Raw genomic sequence first — 26,020 nt, 5'->3', positions numbered from 1 at the left:
CGCCTGCTCAGCGCGGCGGCCACACGGCGTCGTGCGTGCCCGGCGGCATCGACGGCCAGCGCCACAGCGGTGGCGTCTCGGAGAACTGCGCCGCATGCCGCGCCGCGACCAGGCGCCCGAAGCCCGACGGCTCGCTGACCAGGTGGGGCGCGATGTCGGGTGCCTGGGCGGACAAGCCGCCGTCGACCCGCCCGAGCGAACGCAGCCAGCGGCCGACCCCCGCGAGCGACACCTGCACATGCCAGCTGCCGCCTTCGCGCGCCTGGCGCCACAGCGCGGCCTGCGCGCCGAAAGCCAGCAGGTAGCCAGCCGCGTAGTCGAGTGCCTGCAGAGGCAGCGCCTGCGGCTTCGCGGCACCCGAGGCACGGGCTTCGGCGTCGTTGAAGCCGGTGGCGGTCTGCACCAGCGAATCGAATCCACGCCGCGCCGACCACGGCCCGCTCGCGCCGTAGGCCGACAGCGACACCGCGACGATGCCCGGCCGCAGCGCGGCCAGTTGTGCCGCTCCGAAGCCGAGCGCTGCCAGCCCGCCCGGCCGATAGCCCTGCACGAACACCTGTGCGTCGGCCAGCAAGGCCTGCAGCCGTTCGCGGCCGGCGTGCTCGCGCAGGTCGAGGTGGGCCGAGCGCTTGCCGCGGCTGGTCTCGGCGATGGCCTCGATGTTGGGCAGGTGCGGGGCGTTCAGCAGCAGCACCTCGGCGCCGTAGGCCGCCAGCGTGCGGCCGGCCACCGGGCCGGCGAGGATGCGCGTCAGGTCGAGCACGCGCATCCCGTGCAGCGGGCGGTCGGCGGCGGTGCAGGGCGGCGCATCGATCGGGCGCGCGTCCCCGATGCGGTCGATGCGCACCACCGGTTCGTCGGCCAGCGCAAGGGCCTGCGGATGCCGGTCCCATTCGTCGAAGCTGCGCAGTGCGGCGACGACCAGGCCGGCCTGCGCCGCGGCGTCTTCGAACTCGCCGGCGCGCCAGCCGCGCAAGGCCTGCTCGACCGCGCTGCGCTCGGTGCGGTCGCCGACCGGGCAGCCGAGCAGCTTCAACGCGCCGTCGCGGTGGTGCGCGAAGTTCGCATGGAGGCGCACCCAGCCCGGCGCGCCCGCAACGTCGCCGCAGCGGTACAGGCCCGACAGCTTGTCCCACACCTGCGGCGCGCGGCCGTCGAGCGTGAAGTGCGCACAGCTCTCCAGCACCGCCTGCTCGCGCGGCACCCGCACCTGCTGGCGGCGGCCGTGGCGCAGGTGCCACAGCTCGGCGGCCGCGCCGGCCGCGGCCGCCATGCTGGCCTGGATCGCATCGGCGACGGCGAACGAACTGGGCAGCACCGGCGCGTTGCCGGGAACGTCGATGTGGTCGAGCGCGGCGGGCGGCAGGCCGGCCTGTTCCCACAAGCCGGCCAGTGCGTGCCGGGCGGAATCGGTGCCGCCGGTCTCACGACCCTCACGAACATCGGATGGCACGCGGAACTCCCGGCCTGGTGACGATGGCGCGCATTCGACACCGCCGGGCGATGCGGGTCAACCGCGCGGCGCCCGCGACGGCGATCAGCGCGGCTTCTTCGCGGCGTCGCCCGTCTGTTGCTTCTCGTCCGGCTCGGCCGCGCCGCGCACCGGCTGGCTGACCGCCTTGCCGATCGACTCCAGCGCGTTGTCGTCGTCCTTCGGCGGCGGCCCCGGCCGGCGGTCCTCGCGCGCGGTCGGCGTGCTGGCCGGCGTGTACGACGGCGGCGCGGAACGGTCGGTGGGTTTCGTCATGGCAAGGTCCTTTCGGCGGTGATGCGAGGCAGGCGGCAATCCACATGCCCGCAGCGCCGTCAGTCGCCCAGCCCCGCCACCAGCGACCGGTGCAGCGCGACACCGGCCAGCACGCCGTCGGCCGACGCCAGCGTCGCGTTGTGCCGCATCTGCGCCGCATCGCCGGCCGCGTAGACGCCCGGCACGCTGGTCATCTTCAGCTCGTCGACGCGCAGCATCGAGCCGATCGGGCCGTCGACGATCTCGCAGCCGAGCGCCGACGCCAGCGGCGCGGCGATGCGCACGCGCGGCGCGATGAACATCGCTTCCAGCGGCAGCAGTCGCCCCTCGGCCAGCCGCACGCCGGCGAGGTGCGGCAGCGGGCCTTCCAGGCCGCTGACCACGGCCGGCTCGACCGCGACGCCGTGCTGGCGCAGCAGCTCGCTCGACGCGTCGTCGATCGCGTTGCCATTCAGCAGCAGCGTCGCCGGGCCCCAGTCGGCGATCAGCAGCGCGTGGTGCACCGACTCGGGCGAGGCGTACAGCACGCCCAGCCGCTGGCCGCCGAACTCGTAGCCGTGGCAGTAGGGGCAGTGCAGCACGCTCGTGCCCCAGCGGGGCTGCAGGCCGTCGATCTCGGGCAGCACGTCCTGCACGCCGACCGCCAGCAGCAGGCGGCGCGCGGCGAGCGTGCTGCCGTCGTCGAGCGACACCGTGAAGCGCTGGCCGCCGCCGGTGTCGTCGTCGACCCGGCGCGCATCGACCGCGCGGCCGTCGACGAAGCGCACCGACGGGTAGGCCCGCAGCCGCTCGCGGGCGGCGGCGATCAGCTCGAACGGCGGCGTGCCGTCCTGTGCGAAGAAGCCGTGCGAATGCGCGGCGAAGCGGTTGCGCGGTGCGCCGGCGTCGACGACGCAGACCGGCCGGCGCGCGCGGGCCAGCTGCATCGCGGCCGACAGGCCGGCGAAGCTGCCGCCGATCACGATGGCGTCATGGGGGGATTCAATGGGCATGTGCATGGTCCAGGTCCTTCGGTGAATGGCCGCCGGCCAGCATGCGGCGGTGGAAATCGTTCGACAGGTCGGCCAGCGTGACCTGCCCGAGCCGCTTCAGCAGCAGCGCCTCGGCGTCGTGGCAGGCGCTGTCGAGCGCGGCGTTGACCGCCTGCTCGACCAGGCAGCCCGGGCTTTCGGTGCGGTTGCCGAGCGCCAGCAGCGCCGGCGAGCCGAGCGCCGCGTGGATGTCGCCGAGCGTCACTTCATCCAGCGGGCACGACAGCACCCAGCCGCCGCCATGCCCCTTGGCCGACGCGACGAAGCCCGCTTCGCGCAGGCCGGTCATCAGCCGGCGCACGACGACCGGATTCGTCTGCATCGCCGCGGCGAGCGACTCCGACGTGGCCGGGCCCTTCAGCTCGGCCATGTGCAGCAGCACGTGCAGGACGCCGGAAAGCTTGCTGTCTCTTTTCATGCAACATTATGAGTTGCATGATTTGAAGAACGCCGCCGGCTCGGCGAATGACCCCGCCCGCGGCGAGGGCTCAGGCGGCCTTGCCGGGCGCAGCTCCCGCTGCCGTCACCACGCGGTGCACGAAGTCGAGCTTGCGCACCACCGGTTCGGGGACCACGAACGGGTAGGCGTCGTGCGAGCCGAGGCTGCGCGACATCGCGTTGATGAACTGCGAGATCGGCAGCCAGCGCTCGACCAGTGCCGGCGCGAACGCACCGTCGCGCAATTCCAGCGCCGCCGCGCGCACCGGCGCACCGCCCGGCGACGCGAGCTGCAAGCCCCAGGCCGACGCGGTCTCCAGCCCGTCCTGCACGTGCAGGTAGTGGGCCCAGCACTCGGCCCAGTCCTCCCACGGGTGCGCGCTCGCGTACGCGCTGACGAACTGCTCCGGCCAGTCGGCGCGCGGCGCCGCATAGTGGGCCTGCAGTGCCTGCGCGTAGTCGGCCCGTTCGTCGCCGAACAGCGTGCGGAACTCGTCCAGCCACGGCGTGCCGTCGACCAGCAGGTCCCAGTAGTAGTGGCCGATCTCGTGCCGGAAATGGCCGAGCAGCGTGCGGTACGGCTCGTGCATCTCGGTGCGCGTCTGCTCGCGGCGCGCATCGTCGGCCTCGCTGACGTTCAACGTGATGGTGCCGTTGTCGTGGCCGGTCATCACGCGCTGGCCGGGCTGCAGCTCCTGCAGGAACTCGAACCACACGCCGTGCTCGGGGTCGTCGGCCTTGCTGCGCACCGGCAGGCCGAGCGACAGCAGGCTGTAGACCAGCCGCCGCTTGGCCTGTTCGATCAGCCGCCACGACACCAGGTTGTCCGGCTCGCTGAGCGCCGGCAGGATGTGCGTGGTCTGGCACGAGGTGCACAGCGTTGCGTCGCTGTCGGCCGGCACCATCCAGTTGCAGGCCTGCGCGCTGGTGTAGTTGTGGCAGGGCTTCTGCGCCGCGGCGCCGTCGCGCAGCCGCTGCCACGCGCCGTCGTCCGCGATCTCGAAGGCGCCCATCTCGAGTTCGTCGGGCACGAAGCCGAGTGCGGCGCCGCAGCGCTCGCAGGCCACGTTCTCGAAGAACACGCGCAGTCCGCAGCGTTCGCAAGCCAGTGTCTTCATCCGACGAGGATAGGGCGCGGTGCTGCGCCGGTCGCGAGCCGATCGGGCCGTCGAGCTGTAGGACGAAGTCGCATTCGCTTGTCGCTCCCCCTCAAGGAGGGGGGCGCCGAGGCACCCACCCTGAAGGGCGGGTTCTCGCATCTGTCACGCAAGCTCCACCACAATGGCAGGTCCGGTCCGGGGACCTTGCATCCGACCACCGGACAGCGACGTACGACAAGGACGTGGAAAGGGAAAGGCCGATGATGTTCACGCTGCGCGTTGCCCCCGATTGGGCCGAACAGGTCCGCAGGATCCGCGAGTCGGTCACCGAAGACAGCCACCTGATCCGGCCCGACAACGGCTTCTACCGCATCTGCCATGCCGGCGATGCGAGCTTCCAGGTGCGCGTGCTGCCGGGCAGCGGCATGAAGGCCATCGAGTTGCGGCTGCGCGAGAGCGACCTCGAGGTGACCCACGTCGATGGCCGGCTCGATGGCGGGCGGCCCGGCAGCGGTGCCGCGAGGCTCGACGAGCACGCGCTGATGGTGCTGAGCGTGGTCGGCTCGCTGCGCAGCGATGCGCTCGCGGCCCGGATCGGCCAGCTGCGGCGCGTCGCATCGGCCGGCCTGCCGGGCGCGCCGGCGCAGCTGCCGGCGGGCGAACTGCTGCAGGACGCGCGGACCTGGGGCCCGGCCAGCGAATCGATCTTCAATGCGCTGAGTTCGACCGCGCGCGGCATCGCACTGAAGCGCCGCGCGGAACTGACGCCGCTGCAGCGCCACTTCAGCGAGCGGGTGGACCTCGCGAAGGTCGAGCCGGGGCTGCAGGCCGCGGCACGCGGCATCGCGGTGCTGAAGCGCCCGAAGTGACCTGACGCAGCAGCCCTCGTCAGGGCACCGCGCGGCAACCGGTCAGCAGTTCCAGCAGGCGGGCCTGGATGGCCTTGCGCGAGCGCTCGTTCGCGAACTCGCTGCGCGACACCAGCTGCGCACCGGCCGGCGTCTTGCGAAAGCGGTTGAGCGCGGCCAGCTCGTCTTCGGTGTACTCGGGCATCGGCGCCGTCAGCGGCTCGCCGGCGTCGAGCCGCGCCTGCACGACGCTGCGTTCGGTGTACTTGCGGCCGGCCGGCGTCGCGAGGAAGGCCTCGATCGCGTCGACGTCGGCGGCGCTCCAGTTGTCCTTCACCGCGGTCTCGAAGACCGGCACGAGCGCCGCGGGCTGCAGCGCCTGCACGCAGGTGGCGGCGTCGACGCCGATCTTGTTGCCGGCCCGGGCCTCGCGCATCGCGGCCTGCACGCCGACCAGCGTCGAGCGGGCGAGCAACGTGGCACTGGCGGTGGGCGTGGCCGCCGCAGCGGTGGCAGCGCTGGCGGCAAGCAGGGTCGCCAGCAGGGCGTTGAGCGTGGTGGTGTGTGGCATCGGGCGATTTTCGCGCATCCGTTGCGCGGGTCCGCAACGCGAGGTAAGCAAGCCGCGTAGGCGGATCCTGCGCAGCCTTCGGCCCGCCGTCCGACAGACGCTGTGGCCGCCGGTGCCCAGACTTCAGCGATCCACACTGAAGGAGCCGTTGATGAAGACCTCCACGTTGATTCGCTCGCTCGCGCTGGCACCGTTGATCGTGCTCGCCGCGCCCGCGGCGATGGCCGCCGACAAGGCCGCCCAGCAATCGGCCCGCGCCCGCTTCGAGCACGACAGCGCCGTCTGCAACAGCGGCCGCTCCAACCAGGACCGTGCGACCTGCATGCAGGAGGCCCGCGCCGCGCTCGCCGCGTCGCAGGGTGGCCGGCTGCCCGAGGCCGATCCCAGCCTGGCGCGCAACGCGACGAAGCGTTGCGCGGCGCTGCCGATCGACGATCGCAAGGACTGCGAAGCCCGCATGCAAGGGCAGGGCACGACCAGCGGCAGCGCCGCCGCCGGCGGCATCTACCGCGAGCTCGTCACGCGCACCATCGGCCCGGCGGAGCCGGCGGCGTCGGGCGTTGCGCCGGACGATCTCGAACGCAAGTGAGCGCCGTCACGCCGGCAGCTTGCGGAACGCGATCGCGAACCGGTTCCAGGCGTTGATCGTCGAGACCAGCAGCGTCAGGTCGACGATCTCCTCCGGCGTGAACTGCGGGCGGACCTGCGCCCACACCGCGTCGGGCACGTGCGAGTCGGCGACGCGCGTGAGCGCCTCGGTCCAGGCCAGCGCGGCACGCTCGCGGTCGCTGAAGAACGGCGCCTCGTGCCACACCGACAGCGTCGCCAGCCGGCGTGGGTCTTCGCCCGCCTTCAGCGCATCGGCGGCGTGCAGGTCCACGCAGTAGGCGCAACCGTTGACCTGCGAGGCGCGCAGCCGCACCAGCTCGACCAGCGGCTTCTCCAGGGCGCAGGTCGCGATGCGCCGTTCGAGCGCGCCCATCGCCTTCATCGCATCGGGGCCGGCCTGGTAGAAATCGAGGCGGGGTTCCATGTGTCGTGACTCCTTCGGTGAATGCCCCGGTGCGGGGCGGTTGCAGCACGGGAGTTACGATATTCGCGATCCCAATCTCCGATAAGACGGCCTTTTCAGGACTCATTGTTCTATGAACGTGCTTAATCGATGGACCTGAACGACCTGCGCTACTTCGCGCTGATCGTCGAGCACGGCGGCTTCAGCGCGGCCGAGCGCATCACCCACATCACCAAATCCAAGCTCAGCCGGCGCATTTCGCTGCTGGAAGAACGCATGGGCGTGCGGCTGTTCCAGCGCAGCACGCGGCGGCTGTCGCTCACCGAAGCCGGCCAGGTGTTCTACGCGCACTGCGCCGCGATGCTGGTCGAGGCCGAAGCGGCGCAGCATGCGGTCGAGCAGCTCAGCGCATCGCCGGCCGGTACCGTGCGCATGACCTGCCCGGTCGCGATCGCGCAGTTCCACGTCGCCCGCATCGTCGCGGACTTCATGTGCCAGCACCCGAAGGTGCGGGTCGAGATCGAATCGACCGACCGGCTGGTCAACCTGATCGAGGAGCGCATCGACCTCGCGCTGCGCGTGCGCGACACCGGGCTCGAGGACCCGGGCCTGGTGTCGCGGCGCATCGCGTCCGGCCGCATGGTGCTGGTCGCGAGCCCGTCGTACCTCGCCGGCCGGCCGGCCATCGACGCACCGACGCAGGTCGAGCCCTTCGACACCATCGGCGGCCAGCGCGAGGGCGGCCAGCAGGTGTGGTCGCTGGTCTCGTCGCAAGGGGCCGAATGCCGGCTGCCGCACCGGCCGCGGCTGCTGTGCTCCGACTTCACGGTGCAGTACGAGGCGGCGGTCGGCGGCGTGGGCGTGGCATTGCTGCCGCTGCGGGTGGCCTGGCGGGGGCTGCAGGGCGGCACGCTGGTGCACGTCGCGAAAGACTGGAGCACGCCCGAGCAGGCGATCCACCTGGTGTTCGTCAGCCGCCGCGGCATGCTGCCGTCGGTGCGCGCGCTGGTCGACCATCTGGTTCAGCAGGTGCCGGCCGCGCTGGCGCAGTGAGCGCGGGTCGGCCACTGCCATCGGTGGGATGGCCGCAGCGCCTCGACGAACTCCGCATCGTGGCTGGCCACCAGCAACGCGCCTTCGAAATCCTGCAGCGCGCGCTGCAGTTCCAGCGTGCTGTCGAGGTCGAGGTGGTTGGTCGGCTCGTCCAGCAACAGCAGGCAGGCCGGCTCGCGGCGCCACAGCGCGCAGGCGAGCGCGGCCTTCAGGCGTTCGCCCGCGCTCAGCGCGCCCATCGGCAGCACGACCCGCGCCGCATCCAGCCGGAGCTGGGCCAGCCGCGTGCGCAGCTCGCCGGGCGGCAGCGGACAGTCGAGCATGCGCAGGTGGTCGAGCAGCGACCGCTGCGCTGGCAGCGAGGCCGCGCCGTCCTGGTCGAGCATCGCGAACGGCACATGCAGCGTCGCACTGCCCGCGGCTGGCGCGAGCAGCCCGGCGAGCACGCGCAGCAGCGTGCTCTTGCCGCAGCCGTTCGGGCCGGTCAGCGCAATGCGCGCCGGGCCGCTGACCGAGCCGTCGCACAGCGGCGCGTCGCCGTGCGGAAGCTGCAGGCCGTCCAGGCGCAGCACCCGCTTGCCGGGCACGACCCGGCTGGCGGGCAGCGCGACGAACACCGCCGGCGCGTGCGCGACGCGGCGCGCGGCGTCCCGCACCGCCGCGTCGAGCGCGCCGCGCGTGCCGGCGTCGCGCTTCATGTCGCGCGCCTGGGTCGCCTCGGCCGTTTCGCGCATGCCGTTGATCGCGATCGCCGACAGGTTCGCGCTGCGCGCGCTCTCGCGTGCCTGCGCCTGCCGGCGCTGCCGCGCGTCGTGCTCGCGGCGCAACCGGGCCAGCACCGTGTCGCGCTCGGCGCGTGCACGGGCGAGCGCAGCGTCGGCGGCTGCCGCTTCGGCGTCGCGTTGGGCGGCGTACAGCGCGTAGTCGCCGCCGTAGACCGACAGGCCGCGCGGTCCGAGCTCGACGATGCGGTCGACCGCGCGCAACAGCGGCCGGTCGTGGCTGACCAGCACCACGGTGCGCTTGCACTGCCTCAGCCAGCGCTGCAGCCATGCGCGCGCCGGTGCATCGAGGTGGTTGGTCGGCTCGTCGAGGACCAGAGTGTCGGCGTCGGCCACCATCGCGCCGGCCAGCGCGACGCGCATGCGCTCGCCGCCGCTGAGCGCGGCCATCGGCGTGTCGGGCGAGAGGCGAGGCAGGCCGGCGTCGGCGAGCCCTTGCGCGATGCGCGCGGGCAAGTCCCAGTGGCCGTCGGCGAGCAGCAGGTCGTCGGCTGTCGCGAGGCCTGCGGCAAGGCGGTCGACGGCCGCCAGCGCGCCGGCCACGCCCATCGCATCGGCCACGCGACGCGGATCGTGCGCGAGCAACGGCGGCGACACCAGGTGCACGCGGCCGGCACGTTCGACGCATCCCTCCGACGGGGCCAGGTCGCCGGTCAGCAGTCGAACCAGCACGCTCTTGCCGACGCCGTTGCGCCCGACGATGCCAAGCCGCCCGGGCCCGATCGCCAGCGACAACGGGACCGACCACAGCGAGCGGCCGTCGGGCGTGCGCCATTGCAGGTCGTGCAGCTGAAAAGCGAAGGACGAAGCAGAAGGGGCGGACGGATGCGCCCCGGACGGGCGTCGGCCCGTGGAGATCGATGACATGGCTGGCTTTCCGAGGAAGCTTCCGAGGAAGCAGGCACGCCACGCCGCATGAAGGGCGTGGAACGGCGTTCGAAGGAAAGGCTCAGCGGCGCATCGGTCTGCCAGGCAGGGTGAGGGGAGGCGGCGATCCTAGCGGCGGCGTCGCACCGCGTCAACGCACCAGGGGCCGGGCGGCGCCGCATCCTCACTCTGGAGGATGAGCGGCTGCAAACGAGGCTACCAAAGGCCGCAAGCGCTGCCCTGCGGCGCTGTAGGACGCGTACCATCGTCCGCAAACCAGCGACCGCTGACGCAGCAAAGGCGCGACGTGGAGACGACAGCCCCCGGTCCCGGCGACGAGCCCGGCCTCATGCTCGAGGCCGGCGAGCTGGCTGCGCGCAAGGCCGGCAACGCGCGCCGCGTCCACACGGTCCAGATCCCCGCGATCCGCACGATCGGCTTCGTGATCGTCTGCCTGATGGTGGTGCTGCAGGCGGGGCGCGAAGGCACCGCGCTGGCGCCGCCGCAGCTGGCGCTGATCGGCATCAACCTGCTGTACGCCGGGCTCGGCTGGATCGCGTTGCGCTGGGGCTGGCAGCGCACCGGCCGGCTCGACCTGGCCATGCTGCTGTTCCATGTCGACGTGCTGGTGTGGATCGCGAACCTGCACTACCTCGAGAAGTCGAACCTGTTCTTCGCCTACCTGCTGCTGATGCGGGTGGCCGACCAGGTCGGCTTCGGCTTCCGGCGCGCGTTCTGGTTCAACCATGTCACGGTGGTGGCCTACCTGGTCTACGCACTGTGGCTGTGGGTCTACGAGCCGGCCGCGGTGCAATGGATCGACCGGCTGGCGATCGCCGCGACGATGTACGTGCTCGGCGCGTACCTGGCAGTGACCGGCCTGGTGATCGAGCGGCTGCGCAACCGCATGCGCGTCGCGGTGCGTTCGGCGCGAGAGCTGGTCGACAGCCTCGAGCAGGCGAGCCGCGCGAAGTCGCAGTTCCTCGCGATGGTGAGCCACGAGATCCGCACGCCGATGAACGGCATCCTCGGCACCACCGAACTGCTGCTGTCCACCGCGCTGCAGCCCGAGCAGCACCGCTATGCGAAGACGGCGCACCGCTCGGCGATGGCGCTGCTCGCGCTGATCGACGACGTGCTCGACCTGTCGCGCATCGAGGCCCGCAAGCTCACGCTGCACCCGACCGCGGTCGACGTGGGCGCGCTGGCTGCCGAGACCGTCGAGCTGATGAGCTTCGCCGGCCGCGACAAGCCGGTCACGCTGAACTGCTCGCTGCCGACCGGGCTGCCGGCCGTCGTCGAGTGCGACCCGGTGCGGCTGCGCCAGGTGCTGGTCAACCTGCTGCACAACGCGATCAAGTTCACCGAGCGCGGCACCGTCGCGCTGGTGGTCACGCTGCAGGAGGACACGCCGCAAGCGGTGCGGCTGCGCTTTCGGGTCGAGGACACCGGCATCGGCATCCCGGCCGACCAGCTCGGGCTGATCTTCGATGCATTCACGCAGGTCGACGGCAGCAGCACGCGCCGCCACCGCGGCAGCGGGCTCGGCCTCGCGATCGTCAAGCAGCTGGTGGAATTGATGGGGGGGGACATCGGTGTCAGCAGCGAACCGGGCGTCGGCTCGACCTTCTGGGTCGAGCTGGCGATGAAGAAGTCGACCGCGACGCCGTCGCCGTCGCCCACCGCGCAGGCCGCCGAACCGGCCGCGCCGCGCGGCCCGCTGCGTGCGCACGTGCTGCTGGCCGAAGACGACCCGGTCAACCAGATGGTGCTGCACAGCATGCTGGTGAAGCTGGGCTGCGAGGTCGACATCGCGGCCGACGGTGCCGCCGCATTCCGCTCCGCGCAGGCGTTCCGGCACGACCTGATCTTCATGGACCTGCACATGCCGGTGATGGACGGCCACGACGCGGCGCGCCACATCCGTGCGTGGGAGCGCGAGCAGGGCGGCTACACGCCGATCGTCGCGCTGACCGCCGACGCGCTCGACGGCGACCGCGAGCGCTGCCTGGAGGCCGGCATGAACGACGTCGTCACGAAGCCGGTCAGCACCGCGATGCTGGCGTCGGTGATCGAGCGCTGGACCGGGCATCGCACGCCGCCGGCGTCGACCTGGTGACGCAGCAGCGGAACTCCACGCGGCCCGCTCCCGGCTGCCTCGCGCTCACAACCAGCCCTTGCGCCGCGCGGCCTCGATGTCGCGCGCCTTCTGCAGCTTCGCCAGGTTGGCGGCGTTCAGCGTGTCGTACTGCGGGTGCTTCGCGAAGTACGGCCCGAGCCAGCCGTCCTCGTGCGTGAACGACATCGTCCACGCGAGGTTCGGCGGGAAGACCTGGTAGTCGCGCAGCATCGCCCGCACCGGGCGCTGGTCGGTGGTGAACGCGAGGTCGCGGTCATTCGACAGCACGATGTAGCCGGGCGCCTGCTGCTGGTCGTACGCGGCCTGCGCCGCCTCGCCCGACACATTCGGGTAGCGCTCGTTGCTGAAGACATGCCACAGGTAGGCGCGTGTGTTGACGCCGAAGCGGTCGAGGCCGAAGACCTCGAGCCACTGCGCGACCAGCGCAGCCACCTCCGGCTTCGTGAAGGTGGCGGTGACCCGGCCGGGCGCGACCAGCGGTTCGTGGAGACGGCGATCGACCATCGCGCGCACTCTAGCGCAGCGGATCGCTCACCGAAACCAGCGCACTGAAACCCGCTGTTACCGCGGGCTGGACACCTCCGGCGCGGAATCTCGCCTACCCTCGGCCTTCAATTTTGAAAACGGTTTCAAACGAAAGGGAGCGTGATGGTGTCGAACAGGAATTCCGTGTCGTCGTGGCGTGCAGTCCTCGCCGCCGCGCTGTTGTCGGCGGCCGCGGCCGGCCCCGCGCTGGCCGACGTGCCGGCGCTGTCGGTGCGCGGCAACCAGCTGCTGGTGGGGGGCACGCCCGGCAGCCTGTCGGGCGTCAGCTACTACTGGAGCAACAACGGCTGGCCGGGTGCGCGCTTCTACAACGCGAGCACGGTGGGCTGGCTGAAGTCGGACTGGAAGGCCACGGTCGTGCGCGCGGCGATGGGCGTGGACGAAGCCGGCGGCTACCTGCAGGACCCGGCGTCGAACAAGGCGCGGCTGAAGGCAGTGGTCGACGCGGCGATCGCGAACGACCTGTACGTGATCATCGACTGGCATTCGCACTACGCCTACCAGTACCAGGCGCAGGCGATCGAGTTCTTCCAGGAGATGGCGCGCACCTACGGCAAGAACAACCACGTCATCTACGAGATCTACAACGAGCCGAAGAACGACGCGAGCTGGAGCGGCAACGTCAAGCCGTATGCGCAGGCGGTGATCGGCGCGATCCGCGCGATCGACCCCGACAACCTGGTCATCGTCGGCTCGCCGAACTGGTCGCAGGACGCCGACGTGGCGTCGCGCGACCCGATCACCGGCTACGCGAACATCGCCTACACGCTGCACTTCTATGCCGGCACGCACGGCCAGTTCCTGCGCGACAAGGCGAGCACGGCGATGGCCAACGGCCTGGCGCTGTTCGTCACCGAATGGGGCTCGGTCAATGCCGACGGCAACGGCGGCGTCGCCACCGACGAGACCAATGCCTGGGTCGCCTTCATGAAGGCCCACAACCTGAGCAATGCCAACTGGGCGCTCGACGATGCGCCGGAAGGCTCGGCCGCGCTCGCCTCGGGTGCGAGCTCGACCGGCGGCTGGCCGGAATCGGCGCTGACCGCGTCCGGCAAGCTCGCGCGCAGCATCGTGCGCGGCTGGGGCGGCACGCCGCCGCCGGCCGCCTGCGCCAACACCGCGCTGCCAGCGAAGCTGCAGGCCGAGAGCTGGTGCCAGATGTCGGGCGTGCAGGTCGAAACCACCACCGATGCGGACGGTGGCAGCAACCTCGGCTACATCGACGCAGGCGACTGGATGACCTATGCGGTCGACGTGCCGGCCGACGGCAACTACCGCGTCTCGTACCGCGTCGCGGCGGCCGCCGGCGGTGCGAGCCTGCAGCTGGAGCAGGGCGGCGGCACGCCGGTGTTCGGCACGGTCGACATCGCCGGCACGGGCGGCTGGCAGAACTGGTCGACGGTGTCGCACGTGGTCGCGCTGAAGGCCGGCAAGCAGGTGCTCGGCGTGTCGACGAAGACCGGCGGCTTCAACCTGAACTGGCTGCAGGTGGAGCGGGCCGACGGCAGCGGTTCGACGCCGCTCGCGACGGTGAAGGCCAGCAGCTTCTCGCAGATGAGCGGCGTGCAGACCGAGGCCACCACCGACAGCGGCGGCGGCCAGTCGGTCGGCTACATCGACGCCGGCGACTGGCTGTCGTACGCCGGCACGCCGATCACGGTGCCCAGCACCGGCACCTACACGATCGCGTTCCGCGTCGCGAGCCTGAACGGCGGCGGCTGGTTCTCGTTCGAGGAGGCCGGCGGCGCACCGGTGTATGCGACCGTCTCGGTGCCGGCCACCGGCGGCTGGCAGAACTGGACGACGATCAAGGCCACGCTGACGCTGACCGCGGGCACGCACAAGTTCGGCTTCAAGGCGCAGAGCGGCGGCTGGAACCTGAACTGGTTCAGCGTGACACCCGGCGTGCAGTGAGCGCGCTCAACCGGGCGGCGTGAACCGGGCGGCGTGCCCGGCCGACATCAGGGCCCGCAGCGTCGGCCACTTGCGCGACCAGAACGGGCCGGCCAGGATCAGGCTCGGGTCGATCGCGTCGGCCATGCTGCTGCCAGCGCGCGGCGACCTTGCGGCCGGCATCGCTGAGGGCCAGGCGCTCGATTTCCGAGACCAGCGGTTGGAGGGGGCTGCGGCCGGCGGCGGTGTCAGCAGGGGCAATCCCCGCGGCCGTCTCGCGGAGGAACTCGCGTGCGACGGAGATGGCCAAGCCGAGTTGTAGCGCACCCTTCTCGTTCTTCTTGTCAGGTAACTCGTGCAAGTTGGCCGTGCGACTGCACAGCAGGTCGAGTGGATGCATCACCAGGAAACCGTGCTGGCCGAACTCGATGTGCATCGCGCGTTGCAAGACCTTCTTCGCGTCGAGGCCGATCACCTTGAAGATCACGTCGACGTTGACGAACTCCTCGGCCGAGAGATCGAGCTCGACCTGCCCCACCAGCGACGTGAGGCGCCTGGCGTCGCGCAAAGCGGGCCTTGCCGTGAATGGCTCGCGCGAACTTCTCGACGGAGTCGGTCGCGGTGGGCGATTGGGTCAGGAAGTCGGCGTCCTGCGAGATGACCGGCAACTGCTTCGGTACGCTCAGGCCGTACCGGGCCACCCAGAACATCAGCGCCTGGCCGCCGACGAGCACCTCGTTGTCGTCGCAGACGCTCAGCAGTTTCTCCACCAAATGCCATGGTGTTTCGGCGGCCCTGCGCCGTGTCACCATCCCTTGCCCGGCTTCGCGGGCAGGCGCTCGGCGACCTTGGCGGCCTTCACCCGTTCGCGGGAGAAGAGGAACAGGCTCTCCGGATCGCGTTCACCGCGCTCGACGGCGCGCTCGAATTCCGCCTTCCTGGCGGTGATCGACGATGCGCCGGTGTAGATCTTGCGCCGGCGGGTCTTGCCAGGGGTCGACGTGACGTGGGCCAGGATCCGGTCCTTGACGGATGGATCGCCCTGCAGCAAGAGCAGCGATTCTTCCATCGTGATGCCGGCCGCGTCGAGAGCCGCTCCCAGGCGGACCCAGTACTCGACCTGCTCTGCCAGCGAGCGGTGCACCGCCTCGCCCGCCGCAGCAGCAAGTTCATAGACGCCGTCGGAGACGCGGATCGATTTGGCCATGCCGTCATCTTATGTGGCGTTTCACGACATAACAAGGTGCCGTCAGCACCCCCCGAATGCCTTCGCCACCCGCACCAGCTTGTCCGGATTGCGCTGCACGTGGATGCGCACGATGCGCTCGCCGTCGGTCTCGCACGACTGCGCCGATTCGAGCATTCCATTGAAGAAGCGCAGCAGCCCCCATTCGCCGTTGATCAGCGCGAGCTCGATGCGCAGCTCGTCTTTCCACCGCAGGTTGGCCGAGAACAGCAGCTGCGCGATGCGCTGGCCGCCCAGCATCGGCCGCCCGAAGCTCGGCACCTTGCCGCCGCCGTCGCCGATCAGCTCGGCATCCTCGGCCAGCATCGCCTTCAGCGCCGAGAAATCGCCGCCGGTCAGCGCCTGCGCGAAACGGCCGAGCAAACGCCGGTGCGTGTCGGGCGACACCTCGAAGCGAGGCCGCTCCTCGCGCAACTGCACGCGGGCCCGGTGCACCAGCTGGCGGCAGGCGGCCTCGCTCTTGCCGATGGCGCTGGCCAGTTCGTCGTAGTCGGCATCGAACACCTCGCGCAGCAGGAAGGCCGCGCGCGCCTCGGGCGTCAGCCGCTCCAGCATCAGCAGGAAGGCGACCGACAGGTTGTCGGCACGCTCCAGCATCTGCTCCGGCGAATCGGGCGAATCGGTCAGCACCGGCTCGGGCAGCCACAGGCCGGCGTAGTGCTCGCGCTGGACCTTCGCGGCGCGCAGCCGGTTGATCGACAAGCGGGTCGCGACGGTGACCAGCCAGCCGGTCGGGTCGTCGCGCGCGACGTAGCCGGCCTCGTGCCAGCGCAGCCAGGTGTCCTGCACCACCTCCTCGGCCTCGGCCAGCGAGCCGAGCATGCGGTAGGCGATGCCGCGCAGCCGGGGGCGCAGGCTGTTGAAGGTGAGCGAGGCGGTGTCCATCGGGCGAAGGCGTTCGAGGGACCCATTCTGTGGCAACCCGGCCCCGCGCTACGTCGGCGCGGGCGTCGATGCCTGCGCGGCGAACCACTGCGCGAACGGCACCGTGCCGAGGCGCGCGTCGTCGCCGGCCACCAGCGTGCGGTCGTCGATCTGGGCACCGAAGTAGCGCGCGTGCGGGTCGTCGACGACACGCCGCGGGTCGCCCTTGGCGGCCAGATAGCGGCGCACCATCTCGGCCAGCCCGATGCGTTCCGGCCCGGCGATCTCGACCGTCGTGCGCAGCGGCTTGCCGAGCGCCACGTCGTGCATCGCATCGGCCACGTCGTCGGACGAGATCGGCTGGACACAGGCCGGCGACAGCCGCACCGTCTGCCCGTCGGCCTCGGTGCCCGATTGCGCGATGCCGCCGAGGAACTCGAAGAACTGCGTCGAGTGCACCAGCGTGTACGGCAGCGGCGAGGCCTTGATCAGCGCCTCTTGCACGAGCTTGGCGCGGAAGTACCCGCTGGCCTGCAGCCGCTCGGTGCCGACCACCGACAGCGCGACGAGGTGCCCGACATCGGCGGCGGCGGCCGCGGCCAGCAGGTTGCGGGTCGAGGTCTGGAAGAAGCTCATCACCGCGTCGTCGGCGAACGACGGCGAGTTCGACACGTCGACCACCACCTTCGCGCCGGCCAGCGCAGCGGGCAGGCCGACGCCTGTCAGCGTGTTGACGCCGGAGTTGGGCGAGGCGGCCAGCACCTCGTGGCCGCTGCGGGCGAGGCGTTGCACGAGCTTGCTGCCGATCAGGCCGGAGCCGCCGATCACGACGATCTTCATGGGGGACTTTCAGGGGTTGCAGGGTGGAGGGGATGCTAGGCAGCGGCTGCCGCCGCCGGAAGCCCTGCGGCAGGGACCACGCTGTTGCCCGCCGCGCACCAATCTTTTTTCAGTGGCGTGTCACAAGACTTGGGGCTCGCGTGTTCTACAGGGCATGGACACCTTGAACCCGCTCGCTTCACCCTCGGCCGGCGACACGCTGGCCGCCAGTTTCGCGGCCAGCTATGCCGGCGTGGTCGCCTTCATCGCCGTCGTCGACGCCGGCAGCTTCGCGAAAGCCGCCGACCGGCTCGGCATCGGCCGCTCGGCGGTCAGCCGCAGCGTGCAGAAGCTGGAGGCCCAGCTCGACGCCCGGCTGTTCCACCGCACCACGCGCAGCACCGCGCTGACGCGCGAGGGCGAGCTGTTCCATGCGAACTGCCGGGTCGGCGTCGACCACATCCAGCAGGCGCTGGACGACATGCGTGAACTGCGCCAGGGCCCGCCGCGCGGGCCGCTGCGCATCGCGTCGACGGTGGGCTTCGGCCGCAAGGTGGTGGCGCCGCTGCTGCGCGGCTTCCAGGCGCGCTACCCGGAGATCGCGCTCGACCTGCGGCTCGACGACCGCCCGGCCGATTTCACCGGCGATGGCATCGACGTGGCCTTCCGCGACGGCCGGCTGGACGACAGCCAGGTGATCGCGAAACAGCTGATCCCGATGCGCCTGCGGGTGGTCGCGTCGCCGGGCTACGCGCGCGAGCACGGCCTGCCGCGCAGCGTCGACGAGCTGGCGGCACACCGCTGCATCAACCTGCGGCTGGCGTCGAGGCGGGTGCGCGACTGGGAGTTCAAGGTCGACGGCCAGCCGCGCAAGCTGGTGCCGTCGTCGCAGCACACCTTCAACGATGCCGACCTGGTGCTGCAGGCCGCGCTGGACGGCCAGGGCCTCGCGCAGGTGGCCGCCTACCAGGCCGGCGAGCTGTTGCGCAGCGGCCGGCTGGTGGCCTGCCTGGGGGGCCAGGCACCGGACGACGGCGGCCACTACCTGTGCTACCTGAGCCGCCACCAGTTGCCGGCGCGCATCCGGGTGTTCATCGACCACATGACCACCGAGATGCGCGCGCTCGACTTCGCGTGATCAGGCCAGCCGGGCCTTGTCGAGGCCGAACGCGGCGTCGGACGAGCCCGGCACGGTGCGGAACGCGACGTTGATGCGGTTCCATGCATTGATGTTCATCACGGCGTAGGTCAGGTCGGTCAGCTCCTTCTCGGACAGCTGGCCGCGCACGCGCTCGTACAGGTCGTCGGGCACGCCTTGCGCGCCCAGCGTGGTCAGCGCCTCGGTCCAGGCCAGCGCGGCGCGCTCGCGCGGTTCGAACAGCGTCGATTCGCGCCAGACGGCGAGGTGGTGCAGGCGCAGCGGACGCTCGCCGTGGATCGTCGCCTGCTTGATGTGCATGTCGACGCAGAAGCCGCAGCCGTTGAGCTGCGATGCGCGGATCGAGACCAGGTCGTGGATCTTCTCCTCGATCGTGCCGTCCTTCACCGCGGTGCTGAACGCGACGAACTTCTTGAAGAGTTCAGGCGCCTCGTGAACGTAGTTGATGCGTTGGGTCATCACATGCTCCTTCGTGTCCCCAGAGCGGCTGGGGTGCCCGGTTTCTGCGGAGTGCGGAATGGGCAGATCGTAGGAGCGGGGTGCGCGCCGCGGTAGGCCTGCGGCAGGGACCGCGGTGTTGACCGCCGGGCACCAATCGGTGCCGGCGGCGCGCGCGTCAGGTCATGCCGGCGGCATCAGCTTGCGCACCTGCGCGGCCACGTCGGTCAGCTGGACCTTCAGCGCATCGATCTCGCCGTCGATCGCTTCCGAGAAGGTCTCGAGCAGCGCGCCGAAGGCCTTCACGTCCTCGTTGTCGCCCCAGCCGTTGGCCTGGGCCAGGCCCTGGAACTTCTTCGCGATGCGCTCGGCCGTGATGCCCGATCTGGTGTGGGTGGCGTTCATGGTGTTTCCCCTGATGAGTGATGTGGACCCCCATCGTGCCACCACGGCATGGCGCCCCGCGGCGCGTTGCAAAGTGCAGCGGTATGAAACCGCTTGCAAAGCCGCTAGGATCCGGCGATGGGTGCCGTCAGAGTGCCCGGCAGCCGCGCCGATCGCCACACACATTTCGTTGGAGGACAACCCATGAAGAAATTGCGTCTCTTCCTTGCGCTGCTGCTGGGCCTGCTCAGCGCGCCGTTCGCGCTCGCGCAGAACTGGCAGCTGGTATGGCAGGACGAATTCCACGGCAGCATCGGCCCCGACTGGGTCTTCGAGACCGGCACCGGCTCGGGCGGCTGGGGCAACAACGAACAGCAGTACTACCGGCGCGAGAACGCGACGGTCGAGAACGACGCGCTGGTCATCACGGCCAAGCGCGAAGACTTCGGCGGCATGCGCTACACCTCGGCGCGCATGAAGACGCAGGGCAGGAAGAGCTTCAAGTACGGCCGCATGGAAGCGCGCATCGCGCTGCCGGGCAAGCTGGGCACCTGGCCGGCGTTCTGGATGCTGGGCAGCAACATCTCCACGGTCGGCTGGCCCGCCTCGGGCGAGATCGACATCATGGAGCAGATCAACACCGGCGCCGACGTCTACGGCACGGTGCACTGGCAGGCCAACGACGGCAGCCACGCGTCGTACGGCGGCCACATGGCCACCAGCATCCAGGACTACCATGTGTACGCGGTGGAGTGGGATCCGAAGACGATCCGCTGGTTCATCGACGGCACGCAGTACCACGTGATCGACATCGGCAACAACGCCGGCGGCACCGACGAGTTCCAGCGCGATTTCTTCCTGCTGCTCAACATGGCGGTGGGCGGCAACTGGCCTGGCTTCAACATCGACGAAGGCGCGCTGCCAGCGCGCATGCTGGTCGACTACGTGCGGGTCTACCAGCCCGGCACCGCGACGACGACGCAAGCGGCCTGGACCAGCCAGAACATCAACGGCAACGTGATCCGCCACCAGGCGAGCCGTGGCCGCATCGACCCGGCCGGCAGCGTGTCGCCGGTCGCCGACGGCAACTGGACGATGGTGCCGGGCCTGGCCGGCGGCGGCGTGTCGTTCCAGTCGGTGAACTACCCGAACAGCTACCTGCGCCACCGCAACGGCGAGGTCTGGCTCGACGCGAACGACAACTCGACGCTGTTCCGCCAGGACGCCACCTTCAACCAGCGCGCGGGCCTCGCGAATGCCGGCGCGACCTCGTTCGAATCGTGGAACTTCCCGGGCCGCTACCTGCGCCACCGCAACTCGCTGCTGTACGTGGAGGGCATCGCGAGCGACCTCGACCGCAACGACGCGACCTTCGCACGCACGCCGCTGCTGACCGGCGCGGCGATCACGCTGGAGGCCGAGAACTACGCGGTGATGCAGGGCATGACGGCCGAAGCCTGCACCGAAGGCGGGCAGAACCTGGGCTACATCGACGCCAACGACTGGGTGGTGTGGGACGTCAACGTGCCGAGCAGCGGCACGTGGACCGTGCAGTACCGCGTCGCGAGCCAGAGCGGCGGTGGCGTGCTGCAACTGGAGCGCGCCGGCGGCACGCAGGTGTACGGCAGCCTCGGCGTGCCGGCGACCGGCGGCTGGCAGAACTGGACCACGGTCTCGCACCAGGTGCAGCTGAGCGCCGGGCAGCAGCAGATCGCGGTGAAGGCGCTGCAGGGTGGGTGGAATTTGAACTGGATCAAGCTGAGCCGCTGATCCGTGCCGGCGATGCGCTCGCCGGCTCAGTGTGCGGGCCGGTGGACCTTGTCCACCAGCGCCTGCTCCCACCCGGTCGTCCCCGCCGGCGACAACCGGCTCGGCACGCCGGTGTCCAACCCGGCGGCGATCGCGCCGACGCCCGCCAGCACCGCGACACCCGCCGCTCGCCGCAGCCATTCACCCGCGTGCAGCGAGCGCTTCAACTTCGTGCCGAGCGCCACCACCGGCCGGCTCAGCCGATCCGCCAGCCCCGGCCGCAGCAGCGTCGATCCGAACACCGCGAGCAGCAAGATCGCCGCCCAGCGTCCGGCCTCGTTCAGCGTGACGACCCGGCATGGCGGTCGCTCCGTCGAGGTCAACGTCATCAAGGAATCGGGATCAGCCCAGCGGCAGCACCAGCCGGGCTTCCAGCCCGCCGGCGCTGCGGTTGTGCAGGCTCAGCTGCGCGCCCATCGCGATCGCCAGCTGGTGCGCGATCGCCAGCCCCAGCCCGGTGCCGCCGGTGCTGCGGTTGCGCGAGCCTTCGAGGCGGTAGAACGGCTTCAGCACCGCTTCCAGCTGGTCGTCGGGAATGCCCGGTCCGTCGTCGAGCACCGACAGCGTCAGCCGCGTGCCGTCGGTCTGCACCCGCAGGCCGACCTCGCTGCCGAACGACAACGCGTTGTCGACCAGGTTCATCAGGATGCGGCGCAGCGCGTTCGGCCGCGACACGATCGGTGCGCCGGCGCGGCCTTCCAGCGCCACCCGCTCGCCGGCGTCTTCGTAGTCGGCGACCAGGCTCTCGAACAGCGCGTCGGCGTCGATGCGGCACGGCGCCTCGGTCGCGCCGTGCAGCGTGCGCGCATAGGTCACGCCTTCGCGCACCAGCAGGTTCATCGCGTCCAGGTCCTGGCGGATCTTGTCGCGGTCGGGGCCGTCGTCCATCAGATCGGTGCGCAGCCGCATGCGGGTGATCGGCGTCTGCAGGTCATGCGAGATCGCGGCCAGTATCTCGACCCGCTCGGCCGCGTAGCCGGCAATGCGCTGCTGCATCGCGTTGAAGGCCCGTGCCGCGTGCGCGACCTCGCTCGGGCCCTGCTCGGGCAGCGTGCGGCCCTTCAGGTCGGGGCCCAGCTCGTCCGCCGCGGCGGCCAGTTCGGCCAGCGGCCGCGTCAGCAGCCGCACCGCGATCCACGCGCAACTCGCCAGCACCGCCAGCTGCGCGGCCAGCACCCAGTTGACCCAGTCCGACACCGGCATGTCGACACGGCGCGCATGCACGATCACCATGCTGGCGTCGGACAGGCGCACCTGGATCTGCAGCCCGCCGACCGGTTCCGGCACCTGCACCACGCGCACCGTCTCGAACGGCTTCATCGCGTCGACGATCGCCGTCGCGAACTGCCGCAGCATCGGCGCCTCGGGGGCCGGTCCGTCCACGCTGCCGCCGAGCGAGAAGCGGTAATTGCGGCGCTCCAGCCGCGCAAGCCAGCCGTCGCGCTCGGCCGCGGGCAGGCGGTCGAGGATCGCGATCGAGCTCGCGATGTCGCGCTCGATGCCGAGCATCATCAGCTCGCGCAGCGCCATGCCGCGCTCGTAGCGGATCAGCACGAAGGTCAGCCCCTGCGCGATCGCCAGGCCGAGCACGATGATCAGCGTGACGCGCGCGAACAGCGAGCGCGGCAGTGCGGGCCGGGAGAGCTTCATGCCGCGAGCGCCTCGCGCAGGAAGTCGAGGCGGTCCTGGCCCCAGAAGATCTCGCCGTTCAGCACGTAGCTCGGCGAGCCGAACACCTGGGCCTCGATCGCGAGCCGGGTGTTCTCGTCGAGCTGCGCGTCGACCGGCTGCTGTTGCGCCAGCACGCTGCGGTCGGCGTTCAGGCCGCACTCGTCCAGCAGCTGCGACAGCACGGCGGGTTTCGAGATGTCGCGCTCCTGCGTCCACACCGCCGCGAAGACTGCGCCGGCCAGCCGCATCGCGGCCTCGTCGCCGTCGTGCAGCGCGACCGCGACGATCAGCTTCGCGGCCAGTTCCGGCGGCACCGGGAAATGGCGTGGGTTCAGGTTCATCGGCACGCCCAGGTGGCGCGAGAAGCGCTGCAGCTCGACCAGCCGGTAGGCCTGGCGCTGGGCGGGCCGCCGCGCGAGCGGCAGCCCGCCCGACACCGCGAAGACCGCGTTGATGTGCACCGGCCGCACGCGCACGGTGGCGCCGGCGGCTCGCGCGATCGCGCCGAAGCGCGCGTGGCCGAGGTAGGCCCACGGGCTCACCGGCGCGAAGTAGTAGTCGATGACGTGGCTCATGGCGGTGTCCGGTGGCGGCGGTGTCAGGCGATCAGGAAATCGACCTCGATGTTGCCGCGCGTCGCATGCGAGTACGGGCAGGTCTGGTGCGCCGCATCGACGAGGCGGCGCTTCACGTCGGCGTCGAGGCCGGGCAGGCTGATCGACAGTGTGACACCCAGCGCGTAGCTCGCGTCGCCGGCGGTCTTGCCTAGCGACACGCGGGCGTCGATCGCGGTGTCGGCCGGAAACTTGATGTCCAGCTGACGGGCCGCGATCTGCATCGCGCCCATGAAGCAGGCCGAGTAGCCGACGCCGAACAGCTGCTCGGGGTTGGTGCCGGGCTTGCCGGAGCCGGGCGGGCTCAGCTGCACGTCGAGCGCGCCGTCGCTGGAGCGGCCCGCGCCGTCGCGGCCTCCGGTGGTGTGGGTGGCGGCGGTGTACAGCACGTTGTCGATCTTCTGCAGCATGGCGAATCCTTCGAGAGGGGTGGTTGAAGCGAGCCTGTATTGCAACGGCCCGCTGTATCCCCGGTGTGTCGGCCACCCCCCGGATTTGCATTCGCGTGTAGGCGCCGTGCGGCCGGACACACTGCCATACAAAGCCGCTGCGGAGGCGCCCCGCCGGCACTACAGTCACGGCCATGCAAGCCAAGCCCAGCGACCACGTGCTGATCGTCGACGACGATCGGGAAATCCGCGAACTGCTGACCACCTACCTGGTCAAGAACGGCCTGCGGGTGGTCGCCGTGCCGACCGGCCGGCACATGCGCGCGGCGCTCGAGGAGCAGGGCCCGTTCGACCTGATCGTGCTCGACCTGATGCTGCCCGGCGAAGACGGGCTGACGCTGTGCCGCGACCTGCGCAGCGGCAAGCACAAGGCGACGCCGATCGTGATGCTGACCGCGCGCAACGAAGAGGCCGACCGCATCCTCGGGCTCGAGATGGGCGCCGACGACTACCTGGCCAAGCCGTTCGCCGCCCGCGAGCTGCTGGCGCGGATGCGCGCGGTGCTGCGCCGCACCCGCATGCTGCCGCCCAACATGCGGGTGGCCGAGGCCTCGCACCGGCTGGCGTTCGGCGACTGGGAGGTCGACACCGTGGCGCGCCACCTGCTCGACGCGCAGGGCGTGATGGTGGCGCTGAGCGGCGCCGAATACCGGCTGCTGCGGGTGTTCCTCGACCACCCGCAGCGGGTGCTGAGCCGCGACCAGCTGCTGAGCCTGACGCAGGGGCGCGAGGCCGAGCTGTTCGAGCGCTCGATCGACCTGCTGGTGAGCCGGCTGCGCCAGCGGCTGCGCGACGATGCACGCGAGCCGCGCTACATCAAGACGGTGCGCAGCGAAGGCTACGTCTTCGCGTCGGGCGTCGAGTCGCGCGACTGACGACGCACCGAGATGCAATGGCAGCCGACCGGCTGGCGGATCTCGTGCGAGAGACCGCCGGCCACGAACAGCAACGCGAACCACCACCGGCTCATGGCGCCGGTGCCGGTGTCGGTGACTCGGCCAGCAGTGTCTTGATCCTGGCTTCGGTCTCGCCATAGCGGCCTTCGCCGAAGTGCGTGTAGACGATGCGGCCCTGCTTGTCGATCAGGTACAGCGCCGGCCAGTACTGGTTGCCGTACGCCCGCCAGGTGGCGTAGTCGTTGTCCTGCGCGACGGCATGCCGGATCTGCAGCTTGCGGATCGCCTCCTGCACGTTGGGCGTCGACTTCTCGAACGCGAATTCCGGCGTGTGCACGCCGATCACGACCAGCCCCTGGTCCTTGAACTTCTCGTGCCATTCCTTCACGTGCGGCAGCTGGTTCAGGCAGTTGCTGCAGGTGTAGGTCCAGAAGTCGACCAGCACCACCTTGCCGCGCAGCGCGTCGATCTTCAGCGGCGGCGAGTTCTGCCAGCTGGCGATGCCCTGGAAGTCGGGCGCCGCCACCGCGTGGGTGGCGGCCGGGCTGCCGCTGGCCGGTGGCGCAGTCAGCGTGACGAGGGCCACCGTCGCGGCGAGGGCCGCGGCGGCGAGGAGGGCGTTGGATCGGAGGTTCATGGCGGTGGTGCGGCGTGGCGGTGCGCGGATTCTGGGTCGCGCACCGCCACCATCGCGGTGGGTTCGTCAACCTGTGTGTCGGCCCGGCGCCCCGACACATTACGTTTCACGGCAATGACCGCGCGGCGCTCAGGGTTCGGTCACGCTGGCGAGGTTGCGCACGCCCCTGACGGTGCCGTCGACATCGATGAACTTGTACTGGATCGGCCCGTATCCCGGCGCGACCCACATCACGGTCGTCCAGGCGGTCGGCTGGGCGTCGTTGACGATCTTGAAGCGGCAGGCGCCCGGGAAGCTGCGGCCGGCCATCGCCAGCGTCTCGTGGCCTTCGAAGGTCCAGGTCTCCTGTTCGGCGTCGGCCGTGACGTTGCCGTTCGTGAAGTAGTTGTTGTCGATGTACTTGATCGTCACCGTCTGCGTCGGGGCCAGCGTGTTCGGCACCAGGAAGCCGGTGTAGACCGACTTCGTGGCCTGCACGCCGTCGGGCGGCGTGTAGTCGTAGTCGCCCCAGAAGCGCACGCCGTCGGCCTCGACCGAGAAGTACAGCGCCGCGGCGCGCGAGGTGCCTTCGACGTCGAAGTACTCGATCTGCACCGGATGGACGGCACCGTCGAACTTCTCCTGCGTGTAGAAGACCGACTTCGCGACGTAGGTCCTGTCCGGATCGGAGATCGTGTAGCGCAGGCCGGGCTTGACCGTGAAGCAGGCTTTGACGTCGGCCGGCGTCTCGACCGGCGGGTCGACCGCGGGCGGCGTGTTGCCACCGACGTCGCCGCCGCAGGCCGCAAGCGTCGAGCAGAGTCCGGCGATCAACAGGCCGATGGGGGTGCGTGATAGTTTCATGATGGTATTAAGGAGAGTTGTGGGGGAGGGTGATGCGCGCGATGCAATCTCTCGGGTGGGTGACTCCTTTCGTTCGGTTCGCAGGGCAAGGCTCCGCCCATCCCGTGCCGATCCGCGGATCGGCACGACGGCTCAGGTTGGGTGGTGTCTTGTTAGTTGCGTA

Annotated in this window: 29 protein-coding genes and 1 pseudogene; 8 read left to right on the top strand and 22 right to left on the bottom strand. The window is 70.6% G+C overall.

Annotated elements, in window-relative coordinates; genetic code table 11:
• Positions 1-7: 7 nt before the first annotated feature.
• The 5 genes from FHT26_RS09690 to FHT26_RS09670 form a co-directional block, all read right to left on the bottom strand.
• Positions 8-1,453 (bottom strand): CoA transferase, encoded by a 1,446-nt coding sequence (locus FHT26_RS09690; protein ID WP_168559927.1) that lies wholly within the window; start codon positions 1,451-1,453, stop codon positions 8-10.
• 84 nt (positions 1,454-1,537) lie between these two features.
• Positions 1,538-1,747: a hypothetical protein gene (locus FHT26_RS09685; protein WP_168559926.1), complete on the bottom strand. Its 210-nt coding sequence runs from the start codon at positions 1,745-1,747 to the stop codon at positions 1,538-1,540.
• 59 nt (positions 1,748-1,806) lie between these two features.
• Positions 1,807-2,745, bottom strand: a complete 939-nt coding sequence (locus tag FHT26_RS09680) for an NAD(P)/FAD-dependent oxidoreductase (RefSeq protein ID WP_246867810.1) — start codon at positions 2,743-2,745, stop codon at positions 1,807-1,809.
• Complete coding sequence (locus FHT26_RS09675) at positions 2,729-3,196, bottom strand: Rrf2 family transcriptional regulator (RefSeq protein ID WP_168559925.1); 468 nt, start codon at positions 3,194-3,196, stop codon at positions 2,729-2,731. The genes FHT26_RS09680 and FHT26_RS09675 overlap by 17 nt, the downstream gene beginning before the upstream one ends.
• Before the next feature lie 70 nt (positions 3,197-3,266).
• Positions 3,267-4,334 (bottom strand): zinc-binding metallopeptidase family protein, encoded by a 1,068-nt coding sequence (locus tag FHT26_RS09670; RefSeq protein ID WP_168559924.1) that lies wholly within the window; start codon positions 4,332-4,334, stop codon positions 3,267-3,269.
• A 242-nt stretch (positions 4,335-4,576) separates the two neighbouring features.
• Between FHT26_RS09670 and FHT26_RS09665 the strand changes: the two genes are divergently transcribed.
• Entirely contained in the window at positions 4,577-5,185 is a 609-nt protein-coding gene (locus FHT26_RS09665) for a hypothetical protein (RefSeq protein WP_168559923.1), read from the top strand.
• A gap of 19 nt (positions 5,186-5,204) precedes the next feature.
• Here FHT26_RS09665 and FHT26_RS09660 read toward each other — a convergent pair whose 3' ends face one another.
• Positions 5,205-5,735 (bottom strand): hypothetical protein, encoded by a 531-nt coding sequence (locus FHT26_RS09660; protein ID WP_168559922.1) that lies wholly within the window; start codon positions 5,733-5,735, stop codon positions 5,205-5,207.
• Positions 5,736-5,886: 151 nt separating this feature from the next.
• On the opposite strand from FHT26_RS09660, the gene FHT26_RS09655 reads away from it, so the two are divergent.
• A complete protein-coding gene (locus tag FHT26_RS09655; protein WP_168559921.1) occupies positions 5,887-6,324 on the top strand; it encodes a hypothetical protein in 438 nt (145 codons plus the stop codon).
• A gap of 6 nt (positions 6,325-6,330) precedes the next feature.
• Here FHT26_RS09655 and FHT26_RS09650 read toward each other — a convergent pair whose 3' ends face one another.
• A complete protein-coding gene (locus FHT26_RS09650) occupies positions 6,331-6,768 on the bottom strand; it encodes a carboxymuconolactone decarboxylase family protein (protein WP_168559920.1) in 438 nt (145 codons plus the stop codon).
• Between the two features lie 129 nt (positions 6,769-6,897).
• Here FHT26_RS09650 and FHT26_RS09645 point away from each other — a divergent pair, with 129 nt between their 5' ends.
• Positions 6,898-7,800, top strand: a complete 903-nt coding sequence (locus FHT26_RS09645; protein ID WP_168559919.1) for a LysR substrate-binding domain-containing protein — start codon at positions 6,898-6,900, stop codon at positions 7,798-7,800.
• Here the strand turns inward: FHT26_RS09645 and FHT26_RS09640 are convergent.
• Positions 7,770-9,449 carry an ABC-F family ATP-binding cassette domain-containing protein gene (locus FHT26_RS09640; protein WP_168559918.1) on the bottom strand — a complete coding sequence of 560 codons (1,680 nt, stop codon included), beginning with the start codon at positions 9,447-9,449 and terminating at the stop codon, positions 7,770-7,772. The two genes, FHT26_RS09645 and FHT26_RS09640, sit on opposite strands and share 31 nt — an antisense overlap.
• 349 nt (positions 9,450-9,798) lie before the next feature.
• On the opposite strand from FHT26_RS09640, the gene FHT26_RS09635 reads away from it, so the two are divergent.
• Positions 9,799-11,568 carry an ATP-binding protein gene (locus FHT26_RS09635; protein ID WP_168559917.1) on the top strand — a complete coding sequence of 590 codons (1,770 nt, stop codon included), beginning with the start codon at positions 9,799-9,801 and terminating at the stop codon, positions 11,566-11,568.
• Positions 11,569-11,613: 45 nt separating this feature from the next.
• Here the strand turns inward: FHT26_RS09635 and FHT26_RS09630 are convergent, their stop codons facing one another.
• A complete protein-coding gene (locus tag FHT26_RS09630; RefSeq protein ID WP_168559916.1) occupies positions 11,614-12,093 on the bottom strand; it encodes a DUF4275 family protein in 480 nt (159 codons plus the stop codon).
• A gap of 144 nt (positions 12,094-12,237) precedes the next feature.
• Between FHT26_RS09630 and FHT26_RS09625 the strand changes: the two genes are divergently transcribed.
• Positions 12,238-14,049, top strand: a complete 1,812-nt coding sequence (locus FHT26_RS09625) for a cellulase family glycosylhydrolase (RefSeq protein ID WP_168559915.1) — start codon at positions 12,238-12,240, stop codon at positions 14,047-14,049.
• Here FHT26_RS09625 and FHT26_RS09620 read toward each other — a convergent pair.
• The 4 genes from FHT26_RS09620 to FHT26_RS09605 all read right to left on the bottom strand — a co-directional run bounded on the left by FHT26_RS09620 (position 14,024) and on the right by FHT26_RS09605 (position 16,978).
• Positions 14,024-14,596, bottom strand: a complete 573-nt coding sequence (locus tag FHT26_RS09620; RefSeq protein WP_168559914.1) for a hypothetical protein — start codon at positions 14,594-14,596, stop codon at positions 14,024-14,026. The genes FHT26_RS09625 and FHT26_RS09620 overlap by 26 nt on opposite strands.
• 237 nt (positions 14,597-14,833) lie before the next feature.
• On the bottom strand, positions 14,834-15,235 hold the full coding sequence (locus tag FHT26_RS09615) for a TA system antitoxin ParD family protein (protein ID WP_168559913.1): 402 nt from the start codon (positions 15,233-15,235) through the stop codon (positions 14,834-14,836).
• Between the two features lie 42 nt (positions 15,236-15,277).
• Complete coding sequence (locus FHT26_RS09610; protein WP_168559912.1) at positions 15,278-16,159, bottom strand: RNA polymerase sigma-70 factor; 882 nt, start codon at positions 16,157-16,159, stop codon at positions 15,278-15,280.
• A gap of 48 nt (positions 16,160-16,207) precedes the next feature.
• Positions 16,208-16,978, bottom strand: a complete 771-nt coding sequence (locus tag FHT26_RS09605) for an SDR family oxidoreductase (protein WP_168559911.1) — start codon at positions 16,976-16,978, stop codon at positions 16,208-16,210.
• 154 nt (positions 16,979-17,132) lie between these two features.
• On the opposite strand from FHT26_RS09605, the gene FHT26_RS09600 reads away from it, so the two are divergent.
• A complete protein-coding gene (locus tag FHT26_RS09600) occupies positions 17,133-18,095 on the top strand; it encodes a LysR family transcriptional regulator (protein ID WP_168559910.1) in 963 nt (320 codons plus the stop codon).
• Here FHT26_RS09600 and FHT26_RS09595 read toward each other — a convergent pair whose 3' ends face one another.
• Positions 18,096-18,575 carry a carboxymuconolactone decarboxylase family protein gene (locus FHT26_RS09595; RefSeq protein ID WP_168559909.1) on the bottom strand — a complete coding sequence of 160 codons (480 nt, stop codon included), beginning with the start codon at positions 18,573-18,575 and terminating at the stop codon, positions 18,096-18,098.
• 162 nt (positions 18,576-18,737) lie between these two features.
• Positions 18,738-18,959, bottom strand: a complete 222-nt coding sequence (locus FHT26_RS09590; RefSeq protein WP_168559908.1) for a hypothetical protein — start codon at positions 18,957-18,959, stop codon at positions 18,738-18,740.
• A gap of 183 nt (positions 18,960-19,142) precedes the next feature.
• Here FHT26_RS09590 and FHT26_RS09585 point away from each other — a divergent pair, with 183 nt between their 5' ends.
• A complete protein-coding gene (locus FHT26_RS09585) occupies positions 19,143-20,708 on the top strand; it encodes an AbfB domain-containing protein (protein ID WP_168559907.1) in 1,566 nt (521 codons plus the stop codon).
• Between the two features lie 44 nt (positions 20,709-20,752).
• Here FHT26_RS09585 and FHT26_RS09580 read toward each other — a convergent pair.
• The 4 genes and pseudogenes from FHT26_RS09580 to FHT26_RS09565 all read right to left on the bottom strand — a co-directional run.
• Positions 20,753-21,040: pseudogene (locus FHT26_RS09580) on the bottom strand (cytochrome c biogenesis protein DipZ); the annotation flags it as partial.
• Positions 21,041-21,089: 49 nt separating this feature from the next.
• A complete protein-coding gene (locus FHT26_RS09575; RefSeq protein WP_168559905.1) occupies positions 21,090-22,397 on the bottom strand; it encodes an ATP-binding protein in 1,308 nt (435 codons plus the stop codon).
• On the bottom strand, positions 22,394-22,993 hold the full coding sequence (locus FHT26_RS09570) for a 2-hydroxychromene-2-carboxylate isomerase (RefSeq protein WP_168559904.1): 600 nt from the start codon (positions 22,991-22,993) through the stop codon (positions 22,394-22,396). The genes FHT26_RS09575 and FHT26_RS09570 overlap by 4 nt, the downstream gene beginning before the upstream one ends.
• 23 nt (positions 22,994-23,016) lie before the next feature.
• On the bottom strand, positions 23,017-23,442 hold the full coding sequence (locus FHT26_RS09565; protein WP_168559903.1) for an organic hydroperoxide resistance protein: 426 nt from the start codon (positions 23,440-23,442) through the stop codon (positions 23,017-23,019).
• 173 nt (positions 23,443-23,615) lie between these two features.
• On the opposite strand from FHT26_RS09565, the gene FHT26_RS09560 reads away from it, so the two are divergent.
• Entirely contained in the window at positions 23,616-24,356 is a 741-nt protein-coding gene (locus FHT26_RS09560; protein WP_168559902.1) for a response regulator, read from the top strand.
• On the opposite strand, the gene FHT26_RS30325 is transcribed toward FHT26_RS09560, so the two are convergent.
• The 3 genes from FHT26_RS30325 to FHT26_RS09550 form a co-directional block, all read right to left on the bottom strand.
• Positions 24,320-24,451 carry a hypothetical protein gene (locus FHT26_RS30325; protein ID WP_282597157.1) on the bottom strand — a complete coding sequence of 44 codons (132 nt, stop codon included), beginning with the start codon at positions 24,449-24,451 and terminating at the stop codon, positions 24,320-24,322. The two genes, FHT26_RS09560 and FHT26_RS30325, sit on opposite strands and share 37 nt — an antisense overlap.
• On the bottom strand, positions 24,448-25,014 hold the full coding sequence (locus tag FHT26_RS09555) for a thioredoxin family protein (protein ID WP_168559901.1): 567 nt from the start codon (positions 25,012-25,014) through the stop codon (positions 24,448-24,450). The genes FHT26_RS30325 and FHT26_RS09555 overlap by 4 nt, the downstream gene beginning before the upstream one ends.
• Positions 25,015-25,143: 129 nt before the next feature.
• Positions 25,144-25,857: a hypothetical protein gene (locus FHT26_RS09550; protein WP_168559900.1), complete on the bottom strand. Its 714-nt coding sequence runs from the start codon at positions 25,855-25,857 to the stop codon at positions 25,144-25,146.
• Positions 25,858-26,020 lie beyond the last annotated feature (163 nt).

The sequence above is a fragment of the Rhizobacter sp. SG703 genome (genome assembly GCF_012275445.1).
Classification (GTDB): Bacteria; Pseudomonadota; Gammaproteobacteria; order Burkholderiales; family Burkholderiaceae_C; genus Rhizobacter.
Note: the sequence above shows the minus strand (reverse complement) of the source record. Positions and strands in the feature narration are given on the sequence as shown.